General features: G+C 53.5%; 17 protein-coding genes. 12 read left to right on the plus strand and 5 right to left on the minus strand.

Annotation, left to right across the window (positions count from 1 at the left end; all coding sequences use genetic code 11):
• The first annotated feature begins 13 nt into the window (after positions 1 to 13).
• The 7 genes from C5Y83_RS13425 to C5Y83_RS13460 all read left to right on the plus strand — a co-directional run bounded on the left by C5Y83_RS13425 (position 14) and on the right by C5Y83_RS13460 (position 11,975).
• Positions 14 to 2,230 (plus strand): BatA domain-containing protein, encoded by a 2,217-nt coding sequence (locus tag C5Y83_RS13425; RefSeq protein ID WP_105330244.1) that lies wholly within the window; start codon positions 14 to 16, stop codon positions 2,228 to 2,230.
• The gene (locus C5Y83_RS13430; RefSeq protein ID WP_105330245.1) at positions 2,227 to 4,629 is read left to right on the plus strand and encodes a hypothetical protein; all 2,403 of its coding nucleotides are present in this window, start codon (positions 2,227 to 2,229) and stop codon (positions 4,627 to 4,629) included. Before C5Y83_RS13425 ends, C5Y83_RS13430 begins: the two co-directional genes overlap by 4 nt.
• Positions 4,630 to 4,652: 23 nt before the next feature.
• Positions 4,653 to 8,438, plus strand: coding sequence for a hypothetical protein (locus C5Y83_RS13435; protein ID WP_105330246.1), 3,786 nt, complete (start codon positions 4,653 to 4,655; stop codon positions 8,436 to 8,438).
• A complete protein-coding gene (locus C5Y83_RS29435) occupies positions 8,428 to 9,354 on the plus strand; it encodes a hypothetical protein (protein ID WP_158262353.1) in 927 nt (308 codons plus the stop codon). Before C5Y83_RS13435 ends, C5Y83_RS29435 begins: the two co-directional genes overlap by 11 nt.
• 15 nt (positions 9,355 to 9,369) lie before the next feature.
• Positions 9,370 to 10,437 (plus strand): prenyltransferase, encoded by a 1,068-nt coding sequence (locus tag C5Y83_RS13450; RefSeq protein ID WP_105330249.1) that lies wholly within the window; start codon positions 9,370 to 9,372, stop codon positions 10,435 to 10,437.
• A gap of 104 nt (positions 10,438 to 10,541) precedes the next feature.
• The gene (locus C5Y83_RS13455) at positions 10,542 to 11,654 is read left to right on the plus strand and encodes an NPCBM/NEW2 domain-containing protein (RefSeq protein ID WP_105330250.1); all 1,113 of its coding nucleotides are present in this window, start codon (positions 10,542 to 10,544) and stop codon (positions 11,652 to 11,654) included.
• Positions 11,655 to 11,675: 21 nt separating this feature from the next.
• On the plus strand, positions 11,676 to 11,975 hold the full coding sequence (locus tag C5Y83_RS13460) for a hypothetical protein (protein WP_105330251.1): 300 nt from the start codon (positions 11,676 to 11,678) through the stop codon (positions 11,973 to 11,975).
• A 77-nt stretch (positions 11,976 to 12,052) separates the two neighbouring features.
• Here the strand turns inward: C5Y83_RS13460 and C5Y83_RS13465 are convergent, their stop codons facing one another.
• Positions 12,053 to 13,261 carry a 2,3-bisphosphoglycerate-independent phosphoglycerate mutase gene (locus tag C5Y83_RS13465; RefSeq protein ID WP_105330252.1) on the minus strand — a complete coding sequence of 403 codons (1,209 nt, stop codon included), beginning with the start codon at positions 13,259 to 13,261 and terminating at the stop codon, positions 12,053 to 12,055.
• Between the two features lie 408 nt (positions 13,262 to 13,669).
• On the opposite strand from C5Y83_RS13465, the gene C5Y83_RS13470 reads away from it, so the two are divergent.
• Positions 13,670 to 14,377: a metal-dependent hydrolase gene (locus tag C5Y83_RS13470; protein ID WP_105330784.1), complete on the plus strand. Its 708-nt coding sequence runs from the start codon at positions 13,670 to 13,672 to the stop codon at positions 14,375 to 14,377.
• A 48-nt stretch (positions 14,378 to 14,425) separates the two neighbouring features.
• On the opposite strand, the gene lpxB is transcribed toward C5Y83_RS13470, so the two are convergent.
• Positions 14,426 to 15,649, minus strand: a complete 1,224-nt coding sequence (gene lpxB / locus C5Y83_RS13475; protein ID WP_105330253.1) for a lipid-A-disaccharide synthase — start codon at positions 15,647 to 15,649, stop codon at positions 14,426 to 14,428.
• A 19-nt stretch (positions 15,650 to 15,668) separates the two neighbouring features.
• On the minus strand, positions 15,669 to 16,418 hold the full coding sequence (locus C5Y83_RS13480) for a hypothetical protein (protein WP_105330254.1): 750 nt from the start codon (positions 16,416 to 16,418) through the stop codon (positions 15,669 to 15,671).
• Positions 16,419 to 16,693: 275 nt separating this feature from the next.
• Between C5Y83_RS13480 and C5Y83_RS13485 the strand changes: the two genes are divergently transcribed.
• From C5Y83_RS13485 to C5Y83_RS13500, 4 genes are all read left to right on the plus strand, one after another.
• Positions 16,694 to 17,188: a DUF420 domain-containing protein gene (locus C5Y83_RS13485; protein WP_105330255.1), complete on the plus strand. Its 495-nt coding sequence runs from the start codon at positions 16,694 to 16,696 to the stop codon at positions 17,186 to 17,188.
• A 252-nt stretch (positions 17,189 to 17,440) separates the two neighbouring features.
• Positions 17,441 to 18,466, plus strand: a complete 1,026-nt coding sequence (locus C5Y83_RS13490) for a hypothetical protein (protein ID WP_146117772.1) — start codon at positions 17,441 to 17,443, stop codon at positions 18,464 to 18,466.
• Positions 18,467 to 18,469: 3 nt separating this feature from the next.
• Positions 18,470 to 19,015, plus strand: a complete 546-nt coding sequence (locus tag C5Y83_RS13495) for a hypothetical protein (protein WP_105330257.1) — start codon at positions 18,470 to 18,472, stop codon at positions 19,013 to 19,015.
• Between the two features lie 163 nt (positions 19,016 to 19,178).
• A complete protein-coding gene (locus C5Y83_RS13500) occupies positions 19,179 to 20,084 on the plus strand; it encodes a phosphodiester glycosidase family protein (RefSeq protein WP_105330258.1) in 906 nt (301 codons plus the stop codon).
• 35 nt (positions 20,085 to 20,119) lie between these two features.
• On the opposite strand, the gene C5Y83_RS13505 is transcribed toward C5Y83_RS13500, so the two are convergent.
• Both C5Y83_RS13505 and C5Y83_RS13510 read right to left on the minus strand, forming a co-directional pair.
• Complete coding sequence (locus C5Y83_RS13505; RefSeq protein WP_158262354.1) at positions 20,120 to 21,289, minus strand: serine hydrolase domain-containing protein; 1,170 nt, start codon at positions 21,287 to 21,289, stop codon at positions 20,120 to 20,122.
• A gap of 92 nt (positions 21,290 to 21,381) precedes the next feature.
• Positions 21,382 to 22,122, minus strand: coding sequence for a class I SAM-dependent methyltransferase (locus C5Y83_RS13510; protein ID WP_105330260.1), 741 nt, complete (start codon positions 22,120 to 22,122; stop codon positions 21,382 to 21,384).
• Positions 22,123 to 22,134 lie beyond the last annotated feature (12 nt).

The raw sequence follows: 22,134 nt of genomic DNA on the forward strand, positions 1-22,134 counted from the left end.
CCATCGGATACTTGTGAACCCTTTCGTCTTTTCCAGTGCGACGATGCTTTTGTGGGGCTTGGCCGCGTTAGCGCCGATTCTCATTCATCTGTGGAATCGTCGTCGCTATCGTGAAACCGATTGGGCCGCCATGAAGTTTCTGCTGGCGGCTATGAAAAAGAACCGTCGTCGGATACAGGTCGAACAACTTCTGCTCCTATTGGTTCGCTGTGCCATCTTGCTCTTCTTTGCCATTGCCCTGGCCGACATGTCGTGCACTGCCGGGTCGAGCCTGGCCAATTTCGGTGGCCCAGGTTCGGCCACGCACACAGTGCTTGTGATCGATCACTCCTACAGCATGGCGTACGGCGAGAAAGGCCAAACGCGGCTCGATAAAGCGAAGGAGCTCGCCCGTCGGATCGTTAGTGAAGCCGATGAAGGAGATGGCTTTACCTTGATCACCATGGGCCGGACCGCCAGAAATGTCATCTCGGAACCCGCATTTGACCCCGATGATGTTCTCCGTGAGATCGACCAAATCACCATCGATCCCGGTGTCGCTGTCGCCGACTTAGCACTCGCTGAAACCGAAGGTACATTGCGAATTGCCTCGCGGGACTTTCCACGTTTACGTCGAGCTCAGGTCTGTCTATTGACCGATTATGGGGCCACGACGTGGGAAAGTGGCGTTTCGCAAACGAATGAGGAAATGGTCAAAAAGATCGAGGAAATGGCGATCGTTCGCGCGTTCGATTTGGGCCAACCCTCCACGACCAACAGTGCAATCCTGAACGTCCAACCGTTGACCCCGTATCTGACACCGTCGCAGCCAGCTCGATTCCGGATTGACGTCGCCTGCGATAATGCGACCGAGTTGTCGAGTCAGGTCCTGCAAATGATCGTTGATGGCAAGTTGGTCTCTCAGAAAATTGTCCCCTTCGTAGACAATCAACTCGTCAGCGTCGAGATGGAAACGGTCTTTCAAGAGGCGGGTACCCACTCGGTCGAGTTTCATTTAGATAACGACCTGCTCGATACCGACAACCATCGTTATGTTGTGGTGGATGTGAAAGAGCAACTAAAAGTTCTATGCCTCGCCGACGATGTCCCTTCGCTCAAGTTCCTTAAATTGGCTCTCGACCCAACCGATTCGGTCCAATCGTCGGTCAAGATCGACACGCTAAGTTCTTCGTCGCTGCTGGACATCGACCTGTTAACCTACGACGCCGTCTACATCTCGAATGTCGCTCGGTTCGCCCCCGACGAGGTCGCGATCTTGCGGAGTTATGCCAAACGTGGCGGGGGTTTGGTCTTCTTTCTAGGTGACCACGTAAACGCCGCTAGTTGGAATAGTTCGCTGGCAACGGCAACCCAAGACGAGGCCCCATTAATTCCGCTGACATTCGATGGACCTTCAGCCCGAGGTGAATATTTTCTCGATCCACGCGAGTACGACCACGCCATGGTTCAGCCATTCCGCGGGCAACAAGCGGGCGGCTTGCTGACAACTCCGGTCTGGACCTACTATCGGGTGACCATTCCAGAGAACTCACCTGCACAAACCGCGTTGTGGTTCGGCACCGGCGACCCCGCAATTGTGACTTCACGTTACCAAACAGAGACCGATGAAGATGCAAATACGTTAAGGCAACTTGGTGGCAAGGTGATTATGTTTTGTCTTCCCGCCAGCACGGCATCTGTGGATCGTAGCGTCGAGCCGCCAGCGGCATGGACCGTCTTTCCCACGTGGCCCAGTTTCCCGCCACTCGTCCAGGAGTCACTCGCTCAAGCGGTATCATCGCAACTCGACCGAAAAAACCTCCAACTCGGTGATGTCTTCGAGGGAGTCGTGGAAGGCGACTTGGGTGCCAACTTGATTGAAGTCATCCGTCCCGATGGTCAATCGAGTCGAATCGAAGCGACAGCCAGGGATGAACGTCTGTTTTGGAGTTTTGACCGCACCAACCAAGTCGGGATTTACTACTCGAAGTCGCTCTCGACCGATTCGAAGAAAATAGTTGAGTTCGTGGTAAATCCTGATTCACGCGAAAGTGATCTTACGCGGGTCACTATCGACACTTTGCCGGCTGGACTTCAACCCGGCGATCATGGCATCGACTCAGCAGGAGGCGGGCAGATGAGTGCGTTGCCTTCGGCGATCGAACTGTTCCGTTACGCATTGATGATGGTGCTTGGTTTGTTGTTCCTCGAAAGCTTCTTGGCCTATCGATATGGAGCAGCCGCACGATGAACGATGCCTGGCGACAATTCGTTCGATGGTCCCTAGCGGATGATAATCCCGCCATCGACTCGACCATGGAAGTCACACTGCAATGGTCACCTCCCTGGGCGGCCTGGGTCACGCTGGTAATTGTAATTGCGGCGATCGTCTTCTTCGGCTGGATTTATCAGCGAGAGAACGTACAACGCGCCATTCCTAAATGGGCCTTCCTGCTGTTCAGTCGATTGACACTCGTAGGGATCGTGCTGTTCATGCTGTACGGTCTGCAGCAACAACCGTTTCAGACCGATGCGCCAGACCTCGTGATCGCCTTGGACGATTCGCAAAGCATGTCCCATTTGGATTCCCTTCCCACCGAGGAAGAATCGCTCATTCGGGCACGCGTCGAATCGGCCAACCTCGGCGAACCGACCCGTTGGAATCAAGCTCGGACTTTGCTGCTTGAAAACAACGAGAAGTTGCTCAGCGAATTACGAGAACGGTACAACGTGCGGACCTATTGGATGGGCGAATCAGGACGAGCCTTATCGGCTCCTGACGAGCAGTTCTCCGAGTTGCTGCGATCCACCAGTCCCCAAGGGCAGGTCAGCCGCTTGGGAACTAGCTTATCTCAGATCTTAGAACAGCAACGCGGGCGTCCCACGGCCGCCATCGTGATGCTCTCGGATGGGATCACGATCGAAGGCCCTAATCTCGCCGAAGGTGCTCAACAAGCTGCGTTGCGCGGCATCCCCATTTTTCCGATCGGTATCGGAAGTCAGCAGCTTACGAGGGAACTCAAAATTGAGGAAGTCGTTGTCGATCCCGTGGCTTTCGTGGGTGACATGCTGACGTTCGTGGTTCGCCTTTCTGCCCAAGGGATGCCAGGCGAGTCGGTTACCATTTCCGTTGCCGATAAGAACGATCCCAGCCGCATCCTTGACGAACGGTCGATTACCCTCCCCGAACAACAAGTCACACGTGAAATACGGTTGCAGTTCCGCCCAGAACAAATCGGGGAGTTCGATTTTCAAGTCAAAGCGGAAGCTGGTTCGCCAGCACCGAGTGACGATCAAAACCTTGTGCTCCGCAAGGTGAAGGTTCTCGACGCGACCATCAAGGTCTTGTACGTCCAGGCATATCCTCGCTTTCAATTCCGCTTTTTGAAGATGTTGCTTGAACGGCAATTGAAGCGGAGCCCGACTTCGGGTCGAGACGAAAAGGCATTCAAGTTAACAACCATCCTGCAAGACGCTGATCAATCGTATGCAGATCAAGACGAGACGGCCGAAATCTCGTTCCCTGCCACTCGCCAGGAACTTTTCGAGTACGACGTTGTCATCATCGGCGATGTCAATTCGGCGTTTCTCAGCCGCGAACAACTGCAGAACCTACAAGACTTCGTACAAGTGAAGGGGGGTGGTTTGATGTTTGTCGCGGGTCAATTCTTTATGCCCTGGGACTACCGGTCGACGCCCCTTGATTCATTATTCCCTTTCTCAATGGATGACGTTCGGAAAGCCGATACCGAACAGGCCTACGTCGACCCAGTTCGCGTGGGCTTAACCGATCTCGGTTTGAATACCCTTCCGTTGCAGGTTACGCAGTTACCGTCCGATACGATCGCCGCTTGGCGAAGCATGTCGCAGGTCTACTGGAATGTTCCGATCGAGCGTTTGAAACCAGGTGCTCAAGAGCTTGCCAATGCGGATCGTCCCGACGGTTCACAGCAACCGCTTTTAACCCAACAGTTCGTCGGTCGCGGCAAGGTAATGTTCCTGGGAACCGACGACTTATGGCGTTGGGATTACCATGACGAATTCTGGATGCAGTCGATTCGCTACCTGGCCCGTTCCAGCTTGCTCGATTCTGACGGTGCCGTCGAGTTGACGGTCGATCGATCGACTTACCGCACGGGTGAGTCAGCTACCGCTCGCGTTCGCTTTTTCGATGAAAGCCAAGCTCCACCCGAAGATGACGGTGTGCAATTGACCCTGGAAAAGCCCGATGGCCGAACCCGCACCATCACCATGAGTCGGGTCGCCGGGAACCGGGATCTATTCGAGGCGACCATACCTGGACTGACAGCAGGGGATCACCGATTATGGATCGTACAGCCCCTCTTGCGAGGGACAACGGGTGAAACGAAGCCACCCTCCACTGAGTTTACCGTTGAGCCGGTCGCCGGCGAGATGACGCGATTAGACATGGATTTGGCGGAATTAAAACAAACTGCCACAATTACACGGGGTAAATACTTCTCGTTCCTCGAGGCGGATTCCCTGTTAGATGTGTTACCACGCGGGCGACAGGTAAGAATTCAGACGTTACCCCCTGAGCCGCTCTGGAATTCCTGGAAACTTGCCTTATTGTTCGTCACACTATTAATTGGTGAGTGGGTCCTACGGAAACGAATGGGTCTGGTTTAATCTTCGCATAGGAAATGGAACGGATGGCTTCCGACGCTCGCAAATCGAACGCTCCACCGGTCAGCCATGTGCTGGTTAGCCGCGTGGAAGAAGCGCGCCAAGCCGTTGTGCGGCGAGTTCGGATTCGCGGCACGGCCTGGGGGCTTTTCGCGGCGATCAGCTTTGTCCTGGCGATGGCCCTGTTCGACTATCTGCTTCGTCAGGATGACATGGGCACCCGTTGGTTTCTCTCTCTTGTCACGTTGTCTGGACTCGTTTTTGCCGTCGTCTGGTGGATGGTGCCGGCTTGGCAGTGGCAACCGTCGCTCCAACAAATCGCTCAACGGATCGAACAGTTCTTTCCAGAACTACGTGACAAGATCTCCAGCGCGCTCTTTTTCTTGCAGCAAGACGAAGCAGATGCTACAGGCAGTTCGCCTTATTTCCGCCGCAAGCACATCGCCGAAATGACCGATACACTGAGCCACACCGATCTTTCGGTTGCCCTCAACCGGCAATTGGCGGCTCGTTCATTGTATGCGTTTGGGGGTTCAATTTTTGTACTGCTCAGTGTGCTCGCGTTCTCCCCTCAGTCGTTCAGCACGGCAATCGCTCGCTTAGCGATGCCGTGGCAATCGGTTGAATGGCCACGTACCAATGATCTTGCTTTGGTCGATCCCCCAGCGGTGGTTCCTCTTGGAGGACGAGCGACGTTCGAAGTCGAAGATCTCAATCAGAACCTCCCTGAAATTGTCGAGCTCCAGGTTCGCTATGAACCGAACGGTCGGCCGGTCACCTATCCGATGCAATTCGATATGCCGACCGAGCGAATGGTTTATCAACTGGAGGGAGTTCAACGAGCATTCGAGTTTCGCGTGCAAGGTGGCGACGACGACACGATGGCCTGGCAACCAGTCGATGTAGTCAAACCTCCTAAGTTCTCCGATGTTCAGATCACGTTGATTCCTCCGCAGTATACGCGTTGGCTTCCTAGCGAGTCGCCTCGATCGATCATTGCGTTAGAAGGAACCTCGCTACAGTTGTTTGGCAAGGTCGATCAAAAGATCACCGACGCAAACTTTGTCTTCGAATCTGCCGGCAATTCGGAATCATTTCCCCTCGACATCGGCGATGACCGGCTGACGTTCTCTACCAAAACTTCGCCTACTCCAACCAATAAACCCAACAAGCCGGCCGGCCCAATCCTGGCAGCGAGTGGCAACTACTGGATTGAAGTCACCGTAGAGTCCGGCCTGAAAAAAGCGGAAGGCCAACGCTACCCAGTTCGTGTCGTCAAAGACAAAGCTCCTGTCGTTTCCTGGATCGCCCCGGAACGGAACATGACGCTCACTCCGAAAGGGATGGTTGATCTCGCCGCCAGCGTCCGAGACGATTTGCAAACCGAATCGATCAAGCTCACCATTCGCAAACCAGCCGACAATTCCATCGTTCTGGAAGAGAACCTGTACACGGGACCGACCGACCGGCCGTTTGAATCAGCACCGACAAACCTGGCCATGGGGCAAGCGGAAGAGCGTTCGGTCGAGTATCAGTTGGATCTAACAAAGTTGAAGGACATCGTTCCTGGCATTGCACTCGAGCTTGTCATCACCGGCAATGACTATCGACCACAGACCGGCAAGAGCCTTCCACGAATCATTACGATCATCTCAGAAGAACAACTTGATCAGCGAGTGAATCGCCAACAACGTGACATTATTTCAAAGATCGCGGAAGCTCGCCGGTTACAGCAAGATGCCCGGCAACAAACTCGCAGCGTTGAAATCGAGCTCGAAGAGGGGTCGAAGCTGGGCCCCGCTGAGATGTCGAACCTGCAAAACGGCGAGCAAAACCAAAAGAGTGTGCGAGACAAGCTAGTGGCCGGCGAAGAAAGTGCCGCAGCCAAGATCGACGCGTTGCTGAACGAGTTGGATCAAAATCGACAGCAAGATCACGACGCCGCCGATCTGCTTCGCGACTTGAAAGAGAAAATCGAGGCGGTCGCAAACGCCGAACTTGGCCCGATTGAGTCGGAACTCACGGAGCTTCGCCGCGGCGCATCACGGGCTCAATCCCAACAAACATCAGCGGATCCCCAGAAAAGTGATTCTGATAATTCCGACGCTGACCAACAATCTGACGCAGGCAACCCCGAATCGGATCCCAATGCTCAGCAAGATCCGCACGAGCAGCTGAAGGATATCGGCGAGCGGCAAGAGAAAGTTGCCGGCGAACTTCAAGATTGGCAAAACGATCTGAACAAGTGGGATACGTTCCGCAGGTTTGCGATGGATGTCCGCGACCTGGCCAATCGTCAGGCCGAGCTTTCCCGCAACGTCGAGTCCCAACAAGGGGAAACCCTCGGGCAGGAAGTCGAGCAGATGACGCCCGAACAACGAGCCGCCCTTAAGCAAATGGGCGAGCAACAAGCGAACCTGGCCGGTGAAATGGATCGCATCCAATCAAGAATGCGGGATATGCTGCAGAACAATCCGGAAAGCGAAGACGTTGCCAACACCCTTCAAGACGCGATCAACGAGAATCGGGACGCAGCCGTTTCGCAGCGAATGCGACAAGCCAGCCAACGCATTGAAGACAACCAACTTTCGTCTGCCAAGGATTCGCAAAAGCAGGTCGAAGACTCGCTTGAAGATGTTCTCGATACGTTACAGAATCGCCGCGAGACCGATAAGAAGGAGTTGCTTCGCAAACTGGACGATGCCCAGAAAGATTTGCAGGAATTGAAGCAACGTCAGAAAGCGCTGAAGGATAAGACGCAAGACGCCAAGATGCAGAACGAGTCCGATCCATCCGGACAAAACGGCTCGCAGCAATCACAGCGTCAGAAGCTGGAACAACTATCTGCGCAAGCAAAGCAACTGCAGCAACAAGCGGAACAGTTAGCTAGGAAGCTCGAGCGACTTTCTGCAAAAGAGGCTGCCCAAAAGATGCGTGACGCAGCCGAGCGACTCGAAGATGCCGCCCAGCAAGCTCAAAACCAAGACCCAGGCCAACTTGAACAGCAGATCGAACAAGCGGAAAAGGATTTAGAAGAGGCCGAAAAAGAACTCGAAAAGCAGAAAGAAAAGGTCGAACAAGACCTGGCGCAAGAGATCGCGGCCAAGCTGAAACAATCGATCGAATTGCTAATCATCCGCCAAGAGCGTATTCGCGATGAAATGGTTCGCCTGAACGAACTGCAAGAAGCGGACGGCGAGTTGACATCCGCGCAGCGTCAAACGCTTTCCGGACTGTCCATAGAACAAGCCACTCTTACCGACGAGATCCGGTCGTTTGCCGAGGCAATCGCTAAGGCGGAAGTCTACCATCTTTCCCTGCAAATGACGGCGGAAGTGACGACCGACTTGGCACGTCTGCTCGATACCGGTGAAATTGATGCTTCGATGATTGCCTTAGCACAGGAGGCTGTCGATCGCTTGCAACAGTTGGTCACAGCCCTCGAAGAAGAACAGAACCAACAGCAAGGCCAACAAGATCAACAACCACAAGAAGGCCAAAACCAACAGCAACAACAGCCCGGTGGGAATCAAGATGGCATCAGCCAAACCGCCCAATTGCGATTACTGAAAATGATGCAAGAGTCGCTCAAGGCTCGGACGCAAACCCTGGGAGAAAAGATTGCTGCCGATCCCAAGGCAGCAAACCCCAGCGAACTTTCGCGATTAGCTGCGGAACAAGGTCGATTGTCCGAGCTCACTCTGAACTTGATCAAAGCGACCGAAGAAGAGTTGTTCGATCCGAATAAACTCCCTGAGATCGAACCAACGATTCCGGATGAAGAACAACAGGAGGTGCCTGATGTTGAGTAGATCGATTCCGTTTGGTCTCATGATCGTTGCGATGCTTCTTGCTGTTGGGAATGGGGTCGTACCTCGGTATGCTGCCGCCCAGTCTGGAAAACAGGAAGATCCGAGCATGTCTTCGCTCGATCAGGAATTGTTCAACGATTTGGGCAGTGACCTTTTCGACGATCTTGATCTTCCCGCAGAAGCGATGGAGGCTCCCCAAGAAACGAAACCGAGCGACAACGCAGATACATCGAAAAAAACACTACCAGGTCAACCAGATCCGAGTGACGATGACAACAAGGGCCCTCGTGGGTTTGGTGCCGATCCATCCCAAGATCTTCCAGCGGGTGATCCGCTCTCCAAAATCGGTGGTTTGATGCGGGAAGTGCAGCAGCGTATCGCTGAGGGCCAAGCCGAACAACAGACGGTCGCCATGCAACAAGAGATTATTGAAGAGATCAACAAACTGTTAGAGGAACAGCAACAACAACAACAACAACAGCAGCAGCAAAATAACAATCAAAATCAGCAGCAAAACCAGAACCAAGATCAGCAGCAACAGCAGCAGCAAAACCAACAACAATCGCAATCGCAGCAGCAATCACAACAATCTCAGCAACAGGGTCAGCAGCAGCAGAACAGCCAGCAACAACAGTCGCAGCAAGAGTCGCAAGGCAGCGATTCCCAAGCGAGTGAATCGCAGATGCAGCCGGGCGAGCAATCGCAGGATGGTGAAGACAGCAATGACAAACTGCGCGACCAAAAGGTCTTAGCCATTTCGCCCGAAGAACAAGACGCCCTGATCAAAAAGGCCTGGGGCAATCTGCCACCGCACCTTCGCAAGCAGATTTCGAACACCTCGATGGAGCGTTTTTTGCCGAAGTATGAGCGATTGACCCAGGAATACTTTCGCAAGCTGGCCGAAATCGAAGAGTAGAAAAGCACCGAGTTCATGAACGCCCTTTCCCGCAGAACGATCCTCAAATCAGCCCTCTCCACCGTTGGGACTTGCGGCATCGGTTCGCTGTTATCGGCTCAAGATTGGCGTGGAACTTCACGTCGCGGATCGCGTGGTCTCATCACACAGGACGTCCAAACCACGATCGATAACGGCCTTCAGTATCTCGTTCAGCGCCAAACCATGATTGGTAATCAGCGCGGCTCGTTTGGGAACGACGGCTATCGCGCCAACACAGCGGTCGTAGGCTTGGCAGGCCTGGCATTCATGGCTTCCGGCAGTTCCCCCAACCGCGGTCCTTACGGGGCAAACATTTCCGCGTGCGTCGATTACCTGTTAGCCAACACGCAAAGCGGCGGCTTCGTGGCACTTCCCAATGCGCGAACGCACGGCCCCATGTATGGTCATGGCTTTGCCACGTTATTTTTGGCAGAAGTCTACGGCATGACCGGCAATCCGGAACTGCGTGACACACTTCGCGCAGCGATCAAGCTGATTGTTGACACGCAAAACGCTGACGGCGGTTGGAGATATCAGCCGGTACGAAGCGAAGCGGACATCTCCGTTACGGTCTGCCAGATGATGGCCCTCCGGGCGGCTCGCAACGCAGGTGTTTTCGTTCCGAACGAGACCGTCGATCGCTGCATAAGCTATGTCACCCGCAGTCAAAACGCCGATGGCGGATTTAGTTACATGCTAAGTGGTGGCCCGAGTGCCTTCCCGCGCTCGGCCGCCGGAGTGGTCGCCCTGTATAGCGCCGGCATGTACGACGGAGAAATCATCGAGCGAGCACTCCGCTATCTAGAAGACAACTTGCCGCAAGAGAGTACCTTCCGCGGGAACAATCATTTCTTCTACGGCCAGTACTACGCTGCGCAAGCTTTCTGGCAAGTCGGCACGCAGCGTTGGGAACGGTACTACCGGACAATTCGCGAAGTCCTGCAAGATCGCCAAACGGCTCAAGGGTTTTGGACTGATTTCATCTGTCCTGAATATGGCACTGCGATGGCTTGCATCGTGCTTCAGCTTCCTAACAACTATTTGCCAATCTTCCAGAAGTGATTCTTTTGTTTGTTCGTCTTCTAAGTTTCGCCTGTTTCCTTGCCGTACTTGGCACGACCTCGCTCTGCTGCGGGCAAATATCGTTGTCAGGTCCTTTGCTTACCATGGGTCAGCCGGAACGGATCGCGTCGATTACCGATCTAACGAGCACGCTGGAGTGGTCGAACTCGGGAGAGCCGATCGATGCTTCGCAGGTCGTACGTTTCGGCAATCCTGGTGTAATCAAGGAAGATGGTGTGATCTCCCTGGAAGATGGCTCTTACTTCGTAGCGAAAGAACTGAAAACCGAAGGCATTACGCTGCATGGGTACAACCGTTTCTGGGACGAGATGAAAGTCCCCTTGCGTCCTGTCCGCGGAATCTTGTTACGGGCACACCTCGATGCGGACGAAACAAGGAAGTCGCTCGATCGAATCCAAAGTTACCACGGTTCCAAGGACCGCTTGCGATTATCCAACGGCGACTACATCGATGGCACATTCCGCAATTTGACACCGCTGTATGTCCAGTTTCAGGTCGGCGAGAAGTCACTTGAGTTGGATCGTAAACGCGTGGAGGAAATTCATTTCGCCCAGCCAGCGGGACCGCCATCGCCTCCGCGGCAAGGTCTGTGGATCGGTCTACGTGATGGGAGCATGTTTCTCGCTCAAAATGCGAATTTGCAGAATGAACGCCTGTCGCTACAAACACGAAATGGTATCGCGTTGCGTTCGTCTGCGTTGGAGAATGCATACGCATTCATTACCTATCTGCGACCGATTGGTACCGCTGTGCGCTATCTTTCTGATGAAAAGGCGATCGGTTTCAAATACCTGGGTTTCCTTGCCCCAGAATGGGACTATCGAAACGATCGCAACATTAGTGGTGGTTCGCTGAAATCAGATGGCTATATCAGTCAAAAAGGTCTCGGTCTGCACGCGACTTCTCGAATCGCTTACCGTATCGGTGAGCAGGATGCCCGTTTCCGAGCGAAGATTGGTATCGACGACGATACGGATGGGGCTGGCAGTGTCATCTTCAAGGTGTACGTCAGCGAGACCGGTAGCCAGTGGAAGACGGTTTTTGAAAGCCCGATTGTCCGCGGCGGCGATCAACCGCTTGATGTCGATGTTCCAGTTAAGGGAATGAAAGGGCTGGCTTTGGTGGTCGAATTTGCCGACGGTGCCGACGTGCTTGATCATGCCGACTGGCTTGATGCTCGCTTTGAACCAGAGTAGGGCAGGGGACTTGGATCTCGCATGTTGCCGCTGATCGATCTCCGCATGCACGACGGTTCACGTCACTTCGGCTCGTTACCTGACAACGGCGATTTTGAGTCACTCCGCGACGTTTTGTCCCAGCTTGCTGGCGTTCAGGTGACCAAGTTTGTCACCGACCAGGTAACCGAGGCCTGGATTCATTTCACCTACCAACAACACCTATTCGCGGCCAACACTCAGTTGGGGGAATGGTGGTTCTTCGTCGACGATCCGACTTGTCCCGACGAGATCTTACGTGGTTTGCTTTCCCACGCTGGCAAGTTTCTACGCCGCCAATGACAACGTTCGAAAAAGAAAGCGGCGGAAGCAAAGGATGCGTTCCGCCGCAGATCATGGTTCAAGAATGCGATTCGAGCTTACGCCCCGTACTTCTGCAATCGATGAGCGTTGGCCATGGCCAGCGTCATCAGGTATTGGGCCTCGAAGTGACCTAGGCCACCAGTGATGGCGGTGTTCTCGCCGAAGGTCTTATGACCGTCTGGGCGGCAGCAGTTCGAGTACAGCAAAGTAGGAACTGGATGCCAACTGTGACTCGCCAGGAACGATGGCGTGCTATGGTCACCGGTCACAATCACAACATCCGGATTCAGTGCCAGGATGCGTGGGATTTGTGCGTCGAACTCTTCGGTTCGCTTGACCTTGGCGTCAAAATCACCATCTTCGCCACTCGAGTCCGTGTACTTGAAGTGGATGAAGAAGAAGTCGTACTTGTCCCAGTTCTCTTCCAGGACCTTGATCTCCTCTTCCAAGGTTTGCGGTTCGCCTAGAATTTCCATTCCAACCAGGCTCGCCAACCCCTTGTACATTGGGTAAACGGCGATCGCAGCAGCATTCAAGCCGTACACGTCTTCATAGGTCGGAATATCTGGTTTGGCCGAGAAGCCACGCATCGTCAGACAGTTTGCTTTCTTCTCGTCCTTAAGCATTTTCTTGGCAGCTTCGACAAATTGCTTGGCAATCTCTGCCGTCTTCTTGCTCGGATCGTCGACACCGACGGGATCAAGCGGCAGAACACCCGTCGCTTGAGGATCGGTATCGTGCACATTACCGCCCAGGCCTTCGCCGCCCCGGAAGATCACAACAAAGCGATGTTCCTTCACCGGCTTGACGATCACTTCCACGCCAGGAATCTTGATCGCGTTGAGACTTTCGGCCAGCGGAGCGCTTTCTTCGGTCGGGATTCGACCAGCACGGCGATCGGTGATCTTGCCGTCCGCATCGATGGTGCAGAAATTGCAACGAACGGCGACGTCGCCCGGCTGGAGCGGCAAGCCAATCCCGGTAGCTTCTAAAGCACCGCGACCGATAAGGAATTTCAGTGGATCGTAGCCGAACAATCCCAGGTGCCCCGGCCCACTACCAGGAGCGATACCTGGCTTCACCGGGATGCTCGCTCCCTGGACGCTCTTGGCAGCCAAAGCATCGAGGTTAGGAGTCTTGGCGGCTTCGAGTTCCGTTTGACCGCCTGGTTCGTGCGGCAGCCCACCCAGGCCGTCGCCAACAAACATGACGATCTTGGTGTCGTTCTTGGTTTTCAGGCTGCGAACCAGGTCGATTTGGTCCATGGCGTTACTCTTTCCGGGATATTTGAAATGACTGGGTGGTGAAAATGCATGACGATCAATACCTCTAATTATCAGCTTTTTTGCTTACTTCACAACCACGTTGAAACCAGGCCAATCACGCTAAAGCTTAACCTTGTCTGGACTTGGCAATCGTTACCACAGCGCGTTATCGTGAAGTGAATTAAGGAATTCAGGCCGTTTACGCTTCACCCTTGCGGGAATAACCGGCGATAAGAGTCAATCACCGCACATTCCTGCGACATGCTCGCCACCGCCACAATGGAAGAACGCGAGGGCATAAAACTTGCCCCACTATTGGAAATTTCGACCAGCCTGGATCGGCTCGACGGGCAATTCAGATTTCGAACACCGAGCAAGTCTGACCAAGGGAAAAAGGAACCTTACATCATGGCACTGCAACTCATTTGGCACGGACATGGAACCTGGTCGCTGCATACGGCCGATCACAAGATCTTGATCGACCCGTTTTTCTCCAGCAATCCGATGGCGGATACGACGGCTGACCAGATTGAAGCCGACACCATTTTGCTCACCCATGGCCATGGCGACCATGTCGGAGCCAACGAAGATGGAACACTCGATGTCGTCGAGATAGCCAAACGAACAGGAGCCCAGGTAATCACCATGGTCGAGACAGCGACGTGGCTGTCCGGCAAGGGGGTCGAAAATGCGACCGGCATGAATCTGGGCGGAACGCTTAAATTACCGTTCGGCTCGGTGCGGATGACCTTAGCCCTGCATAGCAACGGACTTCCCGACGGAACCTACGGTGGTCCGCCGGCCGGATTTGTCGTTGAAGCTGCTGGTCGCAAAATTTACTTCGCAGGAGACACCTCATTGTTCTCCGACATGAAATTGATCGGTGAACTAGGACTCGACGCTGCAGTTCTTCCAATCGGCGACTTTTACACGATGGGACCGGAAGATTCGATCCGCGCAGTGAAGTTGCTACAGCCAACACACATCATCCCGGGCCATTACAACACTTGGCCGGTGATTGCTCAGGACATCGAAGAGTGGACCAGCAAAGTTCGTCATGAAACGAACGCGACGCCACACGTCCCCAAGCCAGGACAACCGCTTTCGCTAAGCTAGTATGCTGAATGAAGTCAGTCTGATGACAAGCGGCCTGGCTAGTCCAGGTTAGGCCGCTTTCGATGGATTCGACTTCGCACGCCGAGCTTCTTCCATATGCGAGAGAATATACTCGGCACCGCGGCTGGACGCCCCTTGGCCAACCACGCGATCCTTTAAAGTGCGTAGTTGTTGAACCATGCACCGGGTCGAAGAAGGTTCTTTCAACCAACCGGCAATTCGCCGTGCCATGTCGTCGCTACGATTGCGATACGTGAGGTACTCAGGGTAAACGACTTCGTCTGCACCTGGGGCGTCTGGATCGTAGGTGTAATAACCGTCCTCGTAGAACAGGTCATCACGTGAAAGCAAATTCACCAGCGTAATGTATTTCACCTTACGAAATTTGCTTTGTACCCAATTGGCGATTCGACTGATGCGATAGTGAATCACCGCCGGCTTCTCGTGATACAACAGCTCGAGCGAAACCGAGCCGCTACAGGCCAGGCAGCATGTAGCGCTGTGAATCAGTTCTGGCGTCAGATCGACATGGACCTCCGCTTCCACACCGCTGGCCAGCACATGCTCGAAAGCGAGTGCGGCATGGCGATCGTTGAACGCGGCAATTGCGAACCGGACGCCTGGGACCTCATTCTGAATCTTGCGAGCAGTCTCGAGAAACACGGGCAAGTTCGAGGTTACTTCCTGACTTCGCGACCCAGGGAGTAGCGTCACCAAAGGTGCCGTGTTTTCCGTTTGTTGTCGCAAGAAGTCCGTATCGAGATGCTGATTCTCAAGTTCATCGAAGTAAGGATGTCCGACGTACGTTGCATTCACACCACGTTCACGATACCAACCTTCTTCGAAGGGTAGCTTGCAAAGAGCGTGATCGATCAACCGTCGCATCTTGCCGATTCGCCAGCCGGCCCAAGCCCAGATTTGGGGCGTCCCGTAATAGAACACCGGAATTCCGTTCGCCTTGGCTCTGGCAGCAATCCACCAGTTGAAACCGGGATAGTCGATCAACACAACCGCGTCCGGCTTGTGGTCGCGGAAGTAACGATTGGCTCGCAACATCAAGCCAATAAAGTTGTGTAAGTTCAAGAATACACGCAGGAACCACATAATGGCCCAGCGCGTAAGGTCTTCGTGCAGTTGGCAACCCGCTTCGGCCATCTTCGGCCCGCCGTAGCCAACGCATCGGATGTCTGGTCGGCGCGATTTAAGCGCGCGAATCAAGTTCGCGCCGTGTAAATCGCCGCTTGGTTCGCCGACGCTGAAAAATATCTCCATCGGTTCCGTCAACCTCGCTCTAGCCCGCCTTGCGTCGTGATTCGTCTTCGAAGAACGCCACACGAAGATCCGGCAGGATATTCGTGCTCGCGCCTACTTCGCTGAAATCGACTTGGGTCCAACGCTGTTGCAACCAGCGGTGCCCGGCCCAATCTTTCCAGGACCAACAATCGGGAAGTGGGGAAGCCTGATTCGGCTGGCCACCGATCACAGGGGAAGCACAATAGGCCACGCGATAACCCAACATGCCAACTAGTAAAGGTAAGCCGCGGCTCAACCCTTGTATCTGTGGCAAGCGAGTCAATGCTTCACGACGAGCTCCCCAAATTAGCCGCGAAACGTCCAATCGGGCTGGATTCCCCATGCGTCGCTGTATCCAGTCGGAAACGACCGATACGGCAGACGCCTGATTATCACTTGTCGAAACAAGGACTAAATCCTGCTGGATCAATTGCTGCAGTACTCCTCGCAATACCGAGTCTGGAATACTACATTCGGCCGGCAAGTGAATGACTAACTCTCCTTCCGCAACCTGAGTCCCGCAAAACAGGGCGGATGAGTAAGTCCTTGGGCGGCGAATCTCCACGCGCCGAATACCCTCCCGCTGAGCAAGCCCAGTCGGGGTGTCCTGGCAGTCGGCAGCCAGAGAAAGCAAAATGATCTCGCTCCGAACATTCATAGAGCGCAGCACGTCGTCCATCGACTCCACCTGTTGACGGATCGAATCGTTCCAGTCGGTGTAGGGAATGAACAGTGACAGTTGGCGCATGAAATTCCTCGGAAAAAGCGGATCCAGGGAAATAATCGGGCGAGAGTATGCCAAAACGGGCCAATCACCAACAGGTCAGTTTCCCGGAGCAAGCCACCGAAACCTTTCGTGGTGCTAGCAAGCAGGATGCGGAATGTCGTAACTCCGCAAGAAAGCTGAAGATCCGCCCACCTGGGAAAGATTTTCGTCCCTGATATCATCGGGGCATGACGATACAGTTACGAGGCGAGCGACCCCCAAACTAGAATTTCTACCGCTCGCCAAGGGGCGAATTGATGAACGCAATGACTCTGATAGCTCAAAACGCCGGATTTCTGCCAACTCGCGGGTCGATCATGATCGATTTCGTCTTCTTGGCCATGTTCGGAATCATTCTGATTCTAGGCACCAGCATTTACCTGGTTCGTTACCGCCGAATGTTTGAAGTCCACAAATGGATCCAAGTCGTCACCGGGGTCGTGCTACTATTGGCAGTTCTGGCCTTTGAAATCGACATGCGATTCTTCACCGACTGGCAAGCCTTGGCCGAGCCGTCCAGCTACGGGATGGGAACGGTCAAGGGACTACTTTACTTCCATCTCTTGTTCGCTATCCCGACGCCGCTGCTTTGGATCTTTGTCATCTGGCATGGACTCGCCAAGTTTCCCAATCCAGCTGCCCCCAGCCCCTATAGCAACACTCACATCTTCTGGGCTCGCCTGGCCGCGATCGGCATGCTACTGACTGCGGTCACTGGCTGGGTGTTTTACTACGCCGCGTTTGTTGCGTAACAATCGCCAAGCCAAGTTTATCTTGCTGAGGATACAACCTGCCGGGCTTGGAAGGTTGGCTGCCGCAGCTTTGAGCGTGCGCTGCGTTGCCATTCTTGTAAACGGCATCCCAAGGCAGTCACGATCACATCTCGCGGCGTCTTTCTACGAAAAAGGGATCGCCACGAATCATCGTGATATCGCACGGCAAGTCAGGTAGGATGAACGGTGCATAAAGAGAACGCCCCGAACATTGAACAAGGAGCGAGTTCCATGTCCCGTTATCACACCCCCGCGACACTACTGTTATTCGCACTTGGCTATTTAGCTGGATGCCAACCAACCAGTTCACCCACGACTAGTAATCCAAGCAATTCTGATAGTTCGTCGCCGAGTAGCAGCACGAGTACGGTTATCGATACGACGCCTAAAAAGCACACCGGGACCACGCGTCGCCTTAGCGCGGAAGGTACCTTCGACGCACCCCAGCACGGGCAAGACAACCGGTTTGAATTTGAGATGGCAGGCCAACTGAAATATCAGGTACGAATCTCGTGCGCCCCGTTTATTGGCGACGAGTGGTGTATCAATCCGTTGGCCGATGTTACCAACCCAACGGACACCAAAATGTATGCGGCGTTTCATGCGGTATTCTTCGATGACAATGGCAAACTGGTTGGATGCTGCCAGCAAGACGCCGAGATGGAGCCCAACGATGGACCGACACAACTTGGAAGCTTAGTGCTTCGCGGACCGGAGCAGGAATTACTGAAGGCATCACAGTTTAAGATCGTGATCTATGAATCCGATAAACGAATTGGCAGTGAAGCAATCGATACCGCCTCGACTTTAGAATTGGTCGGTCGCGATGGAAAGGTAATCACGAAGCTCGATGAACTCGATTCCAGCACCACATCCGTCGGCAATATCAATCAAATTCACTTAACGGCTGCGGTTGCCTTTGAAGATGCGAAAGAAAAAAGTCGTAACACCCACTTAAACCCAAAAGGCAAGGCCGAGTATAGTCTCTATCTCGACACGCGACATCGTCCGGTCACGATCATGAAGAGCAGCGGTGACAACGAGATGTACGACCGTTGGGAAGTGGATGCCGAGTTCGATCCGCGCAAGCGTGTCCCAGGCGTTTCGGCAGATCCTTACTTCGCATTGTTTGACGCTGACGGCGAGTTAATCGCCTGTGTAGGAAGTCCGTCGGTAGGTCAACTCGTCGCACCGGAAGACCTTCTGTTGTCAACGAAGAAGCTCGACATGGTGGCATACGAAACCATTCGGGAGTGACCAATGCAACACCTGGACATGTCGAAGATCATCGGTAGTCGTGACCGCCCATGGTTCACCGTTGCCGAGGTATGGATCGATCGCGAGGAAGCAAGGGCGTTCTATCACGCTGAACCAATGATCGAAGAAGAACCTGGCCTGGGACTAGCGGACTATTGGGGAGTGCAATACGCCTGCGGCCTAAAGCTTGTCTTCGAGTATTTTCATCACCCTGGGAATTGTGGAGTCGTTTCCGCCGACGTATTCTGCCCGCAGCATGTCGAACGGCACCTCCGTCATTGGAAAAAATCGCTTCGCATTTTCCCTGACGAGATGTTCCAAATCGACCGTGAATCAATGTTCATACGGTTCCAAGAAACAATGCCTGAGCTCCTCACGCATCGAGACTACCAAGTAATGCGTCAGGGAGACGACGGCAATCCTTTGTCGATGGGGAACCCAACCACGTATCGTGACGCCCAATGCTGGGTCACTGAACTTGAAAAAAGTATTCACAAGCAAATCTATTGGGTCACACGCTGTGACACCTTAACGGCAGATCGCCCCTAACATTGATGCAATTCATCGCCTTAGACAAACAAGTATTAAATTCCGAAGTTGCTTGTACATTCGCATCTGGTTTACAGCGTTTCTTAGTCAGGCAATTGTTAGAATTGGGTGTATGCCTCCGCGGCAACGACAAAGCGGAATCCCAACCTCTTGAGCTGACACCATGTTTCTTTCCTCGACGTACCGTGTCTTCACGCTTCTTTGTGCGATTGCAATGAGCAGCGTACTCTTCGCGGAAGAGGCTCTTTTAGTAAGGAGTTTTCCTCCGGAAGTCGAATCGTCGAAAGAGCCTTCACTGATTTATCTCTGGCAAGAGAAGCTCGACTCGCCACGACCACTTGTCGCTTCGCTCGCGCGGATTGATCTTCTGAATCCCAACTACCAGTGCGTCGTGATGATGGAAGACGACCCTGATGGGAACGGCCCTGCAGAGGCTTCTTTGGCGATGCCGGAAACGCACATGAAGAAGTTCAACGCCATCGTTGGCATCAACGCCAACGCATTTGGGGCAGTGCGAGAAGAAGACAAGAAGAAAGGCTATTACCTCGGGATGCCAGTTGATATCGTCGGGTTAGCGGTAAGTAACGGCATCGTTCGAAGTCAGTCCGAATCAAAACCGAATCGCACACGAGGCGAAGCCGCATTTTGGCAAGACGACAAGCTTAAACCTCATCTGAATATTCCTGCTTCTGATGCCACCATCCACGAAGGAGTAGGCCGGTTTGTTTCGACCTTATTGATCGATGGCGAAATTGCTCGCAAAAAAGATAAAGATCTACACCCACGCACGGCAATCGGACTCGACGCCTCAGGCCGCTATCTGTTGCTGGTAGTGATCGACGGTCGGCGGAAAGATTACAGTGAAGGAGTAACGCTGTACGAACTTGCCGAGTTCATGCAATCACATGGTTGTGCCAACGCAATCAACTTAGATGGAGGCGGAAGTTCGATCATGATGTTCCACGACGAGGCTGACGATGAACTAAAAGCTTTTAATCGACCATCCGGCGGCAAACATCGACCGATTCCAGTGATGTTAGGTGTTCGGGCTAAAACAGCTCTTCAATAGTTCGCTGACCTGGGGTTATTCTAATGCGTGAATTGCTAGTTGCCCGAGAGAACCTCTCCCTCATCGAAAAGGGCATCCAACTTTTCGCGCATCATTGTCGCGTAGTTGCCACCCTCAGGACGCTTATTGAATAGCACCACAAAGTTTATTCCATCACCACGTTGTCGGGCCACGGCGTTCGTTCCTGGTAACGAACCGCTATGATTCCATTTCCAATTGCCTGGAGCAGGGCGAGGGCCGCCGATGTTCGGTCCGTTAACCTGATAACGATCGAGAAAACCCAGTATGGCAACACCGCTGGCGACAAGTCGCCCCTGACTCGTGCGAGCCTCGACATCAAAGCCCCCATACGGCCGCTTGACCTGACGTTTTGTACTGTGAGTCGGGTAGAAAACGTTATCAACGACCTCGTTATTGTCGTAATACGGCTCTCGCGGGCTCTGATCTTTCTTAAACGTTCGCCCCAACAGCCAATTGTTTGAAGCAATTCCGGCCGGGTGCATGACATGCCGATGGAGGTATTGCTGGTAGCTTTGCCCTGATACTTCTTCCACTATTAGCCCCAGTAAAAGGAAACCGATGTTCGAGTACGAACGCTTCGTCCCCGGATCGTGCTGAAGTGGCTGCCCCATGATGTAGCGAACGGTCTTCTCACGGCCAGGCGGACTCGCAACGCCAAATGCTTGGGCAATTTGTTTCTCACGATACGTCAGGTCCCCCACGATATCGCGATCCCAGCCTCCACGATGCTGTAGTAAATGATCAACCGTGATGTCTTTAAGTCGTGGGTCAGGCTTGCCCAGAGGTTCATATCTCAGAATTCCGTCCGTGGAACCTGGCAGGCGAAACACCTTCGAGTCGAGTGAGATCTGCCCACGACGAATCAACTCACGAATCGCCGCCGCAGTAAACGGCTTGGTCACGCTGGCCACTCGAAACATGGCATCTTCACGAATCGGTTCCGTCCGCTGCTTATCCTGCCATCCGTAAGTATGGTGCATCAAGATCTGCCCATTTTTCATCACCGACAACGAACCGGCTGAGATATCGTTCTCCTTCATAAACTCGAGCATTGCTTCGTCGAGCTTGCCAAGCTCGGGCGCCGGCCTGCCAACTATCGGCATCTCGGCCGTGACTTGTGAGCAGCAGACAAGAATTGCAGACAGCAACAAAGGCAAGTAACGATACAGTCGAGACAAAATCATCGCGATATTCCTGGCAGAATTTTTTGTGGTCAGACCAAGCATATCGATCGCTTGGTGTACGCTCAAACATTGCAGTTGAAAATACTGGCAGCTTAGAGACTTCGAGCCGACCATGCCTGGCAGTGATACGCAACATCGATGGTATCGATGCGGTGCTCAACCAAGTAATTCAATAACTCGGAATGAAAGGATTCAAATCGCTCTGGCCCAGCAATGTTATTCAACCGGTTATGACTTTTCCACAAATCTAAGAATCGTTCACGGGACATCGGCACGATGTGCAACTCACTATCCTTTTGCACGAACTGAAAGTCGCCAGTTGACTCCAGGATCTCATCCCAAGGTCGATTACGGTACGCTTCGTCAAACTCAGGGACATGTCGTTGAATTGCCTCAGACGTCCAACGCAGTACCTCAGAATGCTCCATTGCCCGATCGTTCCATAACATCGTAAACAAACGGCCTGGCTGGAGAATACGACGCATCTCCGGCAATGCTCGTGGAACATCTGCCCAATGAAACGCTTGCGCAGCCACAGTCCAGTCCTGGGAAGCATCCGGCAAGCCAGTTGACTCGAAGGTTCCATCGACCCAGGTAGCCCTGGAATCGTTACCCTTTGCACGCATTGACGCATTAGGCTCGATGGCCGTGACATGAAGTCCGAGTCCCGAAAGAAGCCGAGTCGAAATGCCCGTGCCGGCTCCGACGTCAGCGACTAGATCGCCAGGCTCAACTTCCGCCAATATCATAAGACGTTTAAAGAAATCGAGTGGATAGCCTGGCCGCGAACGCTCGTAGGCGTCTGCTTGCCGCGAAAAGTCTCCGATATTCACGACCAACTCCTA

Source organism: Blastopirellula marina (genome assembly GCF_002967765.1).
In the GTDB taxonomy this organism is placed as follows: domain Bacteria; phylum Planctomycetota; class Planctomycetia; order Pirellulales; family Pirellulaceae; genus Bremerella; species Bremerella marina_A.

Coding starts and splice junctions, on each gene's coding strand:
- C5Y83_RS13430 (WP_105330245.1), top strand. CDS start 2,227: ATGAACGATGCCTGGCGACAATTCGTTCGATGGTCCCTAGCGGATGAT.
- C5Y83_RS13435 (WP_105330246.1), top strand. CDS start 4,653: ATGGCTTCCGACGCTCGCAAATCGAACGCTCCACCGGTCAGCCATGTG.
- C5Y83_RS29435 (WP_158262353.1), top strand. CDS start 8,428: ATGTTGAGTAGATCGATTCCGTTTGGTCTCATGATCGTTGCGATGCTT.
- C5Y83_RS13450 (WP_105330249.1), top strand. CDS start 9,370: ATGAACGCCCTTTCCCGCAGAACGATCCTCAAATCAGCCCTCTCCACC.
- C5Y83_RS13455 (WP_105330250.1), top strand. CDS start 10,542: ATGGGTCAGCCGGAACGGATCGCGTCGATTACCGATCTAACGAGCACG.
- C5Y83_RS13460 (WP_105330251.1), top strand. CDS start 11,676: ATGTTGCCGCTGATCGATCTCCGCATGCACGACGGTTCACGTCACTTC.
- C5Y83_RS13465 (WP_105330252.1), bottom strand. CDS start 13,261: ATGGACCAAATCGACCTGGTTCGCAGCCTGAAAACCAAGAACGACACC.
- C5Y83_RS13470 (WP_105330784.1), top strand. CDS start 13,670: ATGGCACTGCAACTCATTTGGCACGGACATGGAACCTGGTCGCTGCAT.
- lpxB (WP_105330253.1), bottom strand. CDS start 15,649: ATGGAGATATTTTTCAGCGTCGGCGAACCAAGCGGCGATTTACACGGC.
- C5Y83_RS13480 (WP_105330254.1), bottom strand. CDS start 16,418: ATGCGCCAACTGTCACTGTTCATTCCCTACACCGACTGGAACGATTCG.
- C5Y83_RS13485 (WP_105330255.1), top strand. CDS start 16,694: ATGAACGCAATGACTCTGATAGCTCAAAACGCCGGATTTCTGCCAACT.
- C5Y83_RS13490 (WP_146117772.1), top strand. CDS start 17,441: ATGTCCCGTTATCACACCCCCGCGACACTACTGTTATTCGCACTTGGC.
- C5Y83_RS13495 (WP_105330257.1), top strand. CDS start 18,470: ATGCAACACCTGGACATGTCGAAGATCATCGGTAGTCGTGACCGCCCA.
- C5Y83_RS13500 (WP_105330258.1), top strand. CDS start 19,179: ATGTTTCTTTCCTCGACGTACCGTGTCTTCACGCTTCTTTGTGCGATT.
- C5Y83_RS13505 (WP_158262354.1), bottom strand. CDS start 21,289: ATGATTTTGTCTCGACTGTATCGTTACTTGCCTTTGTTGCTGTCTGCA.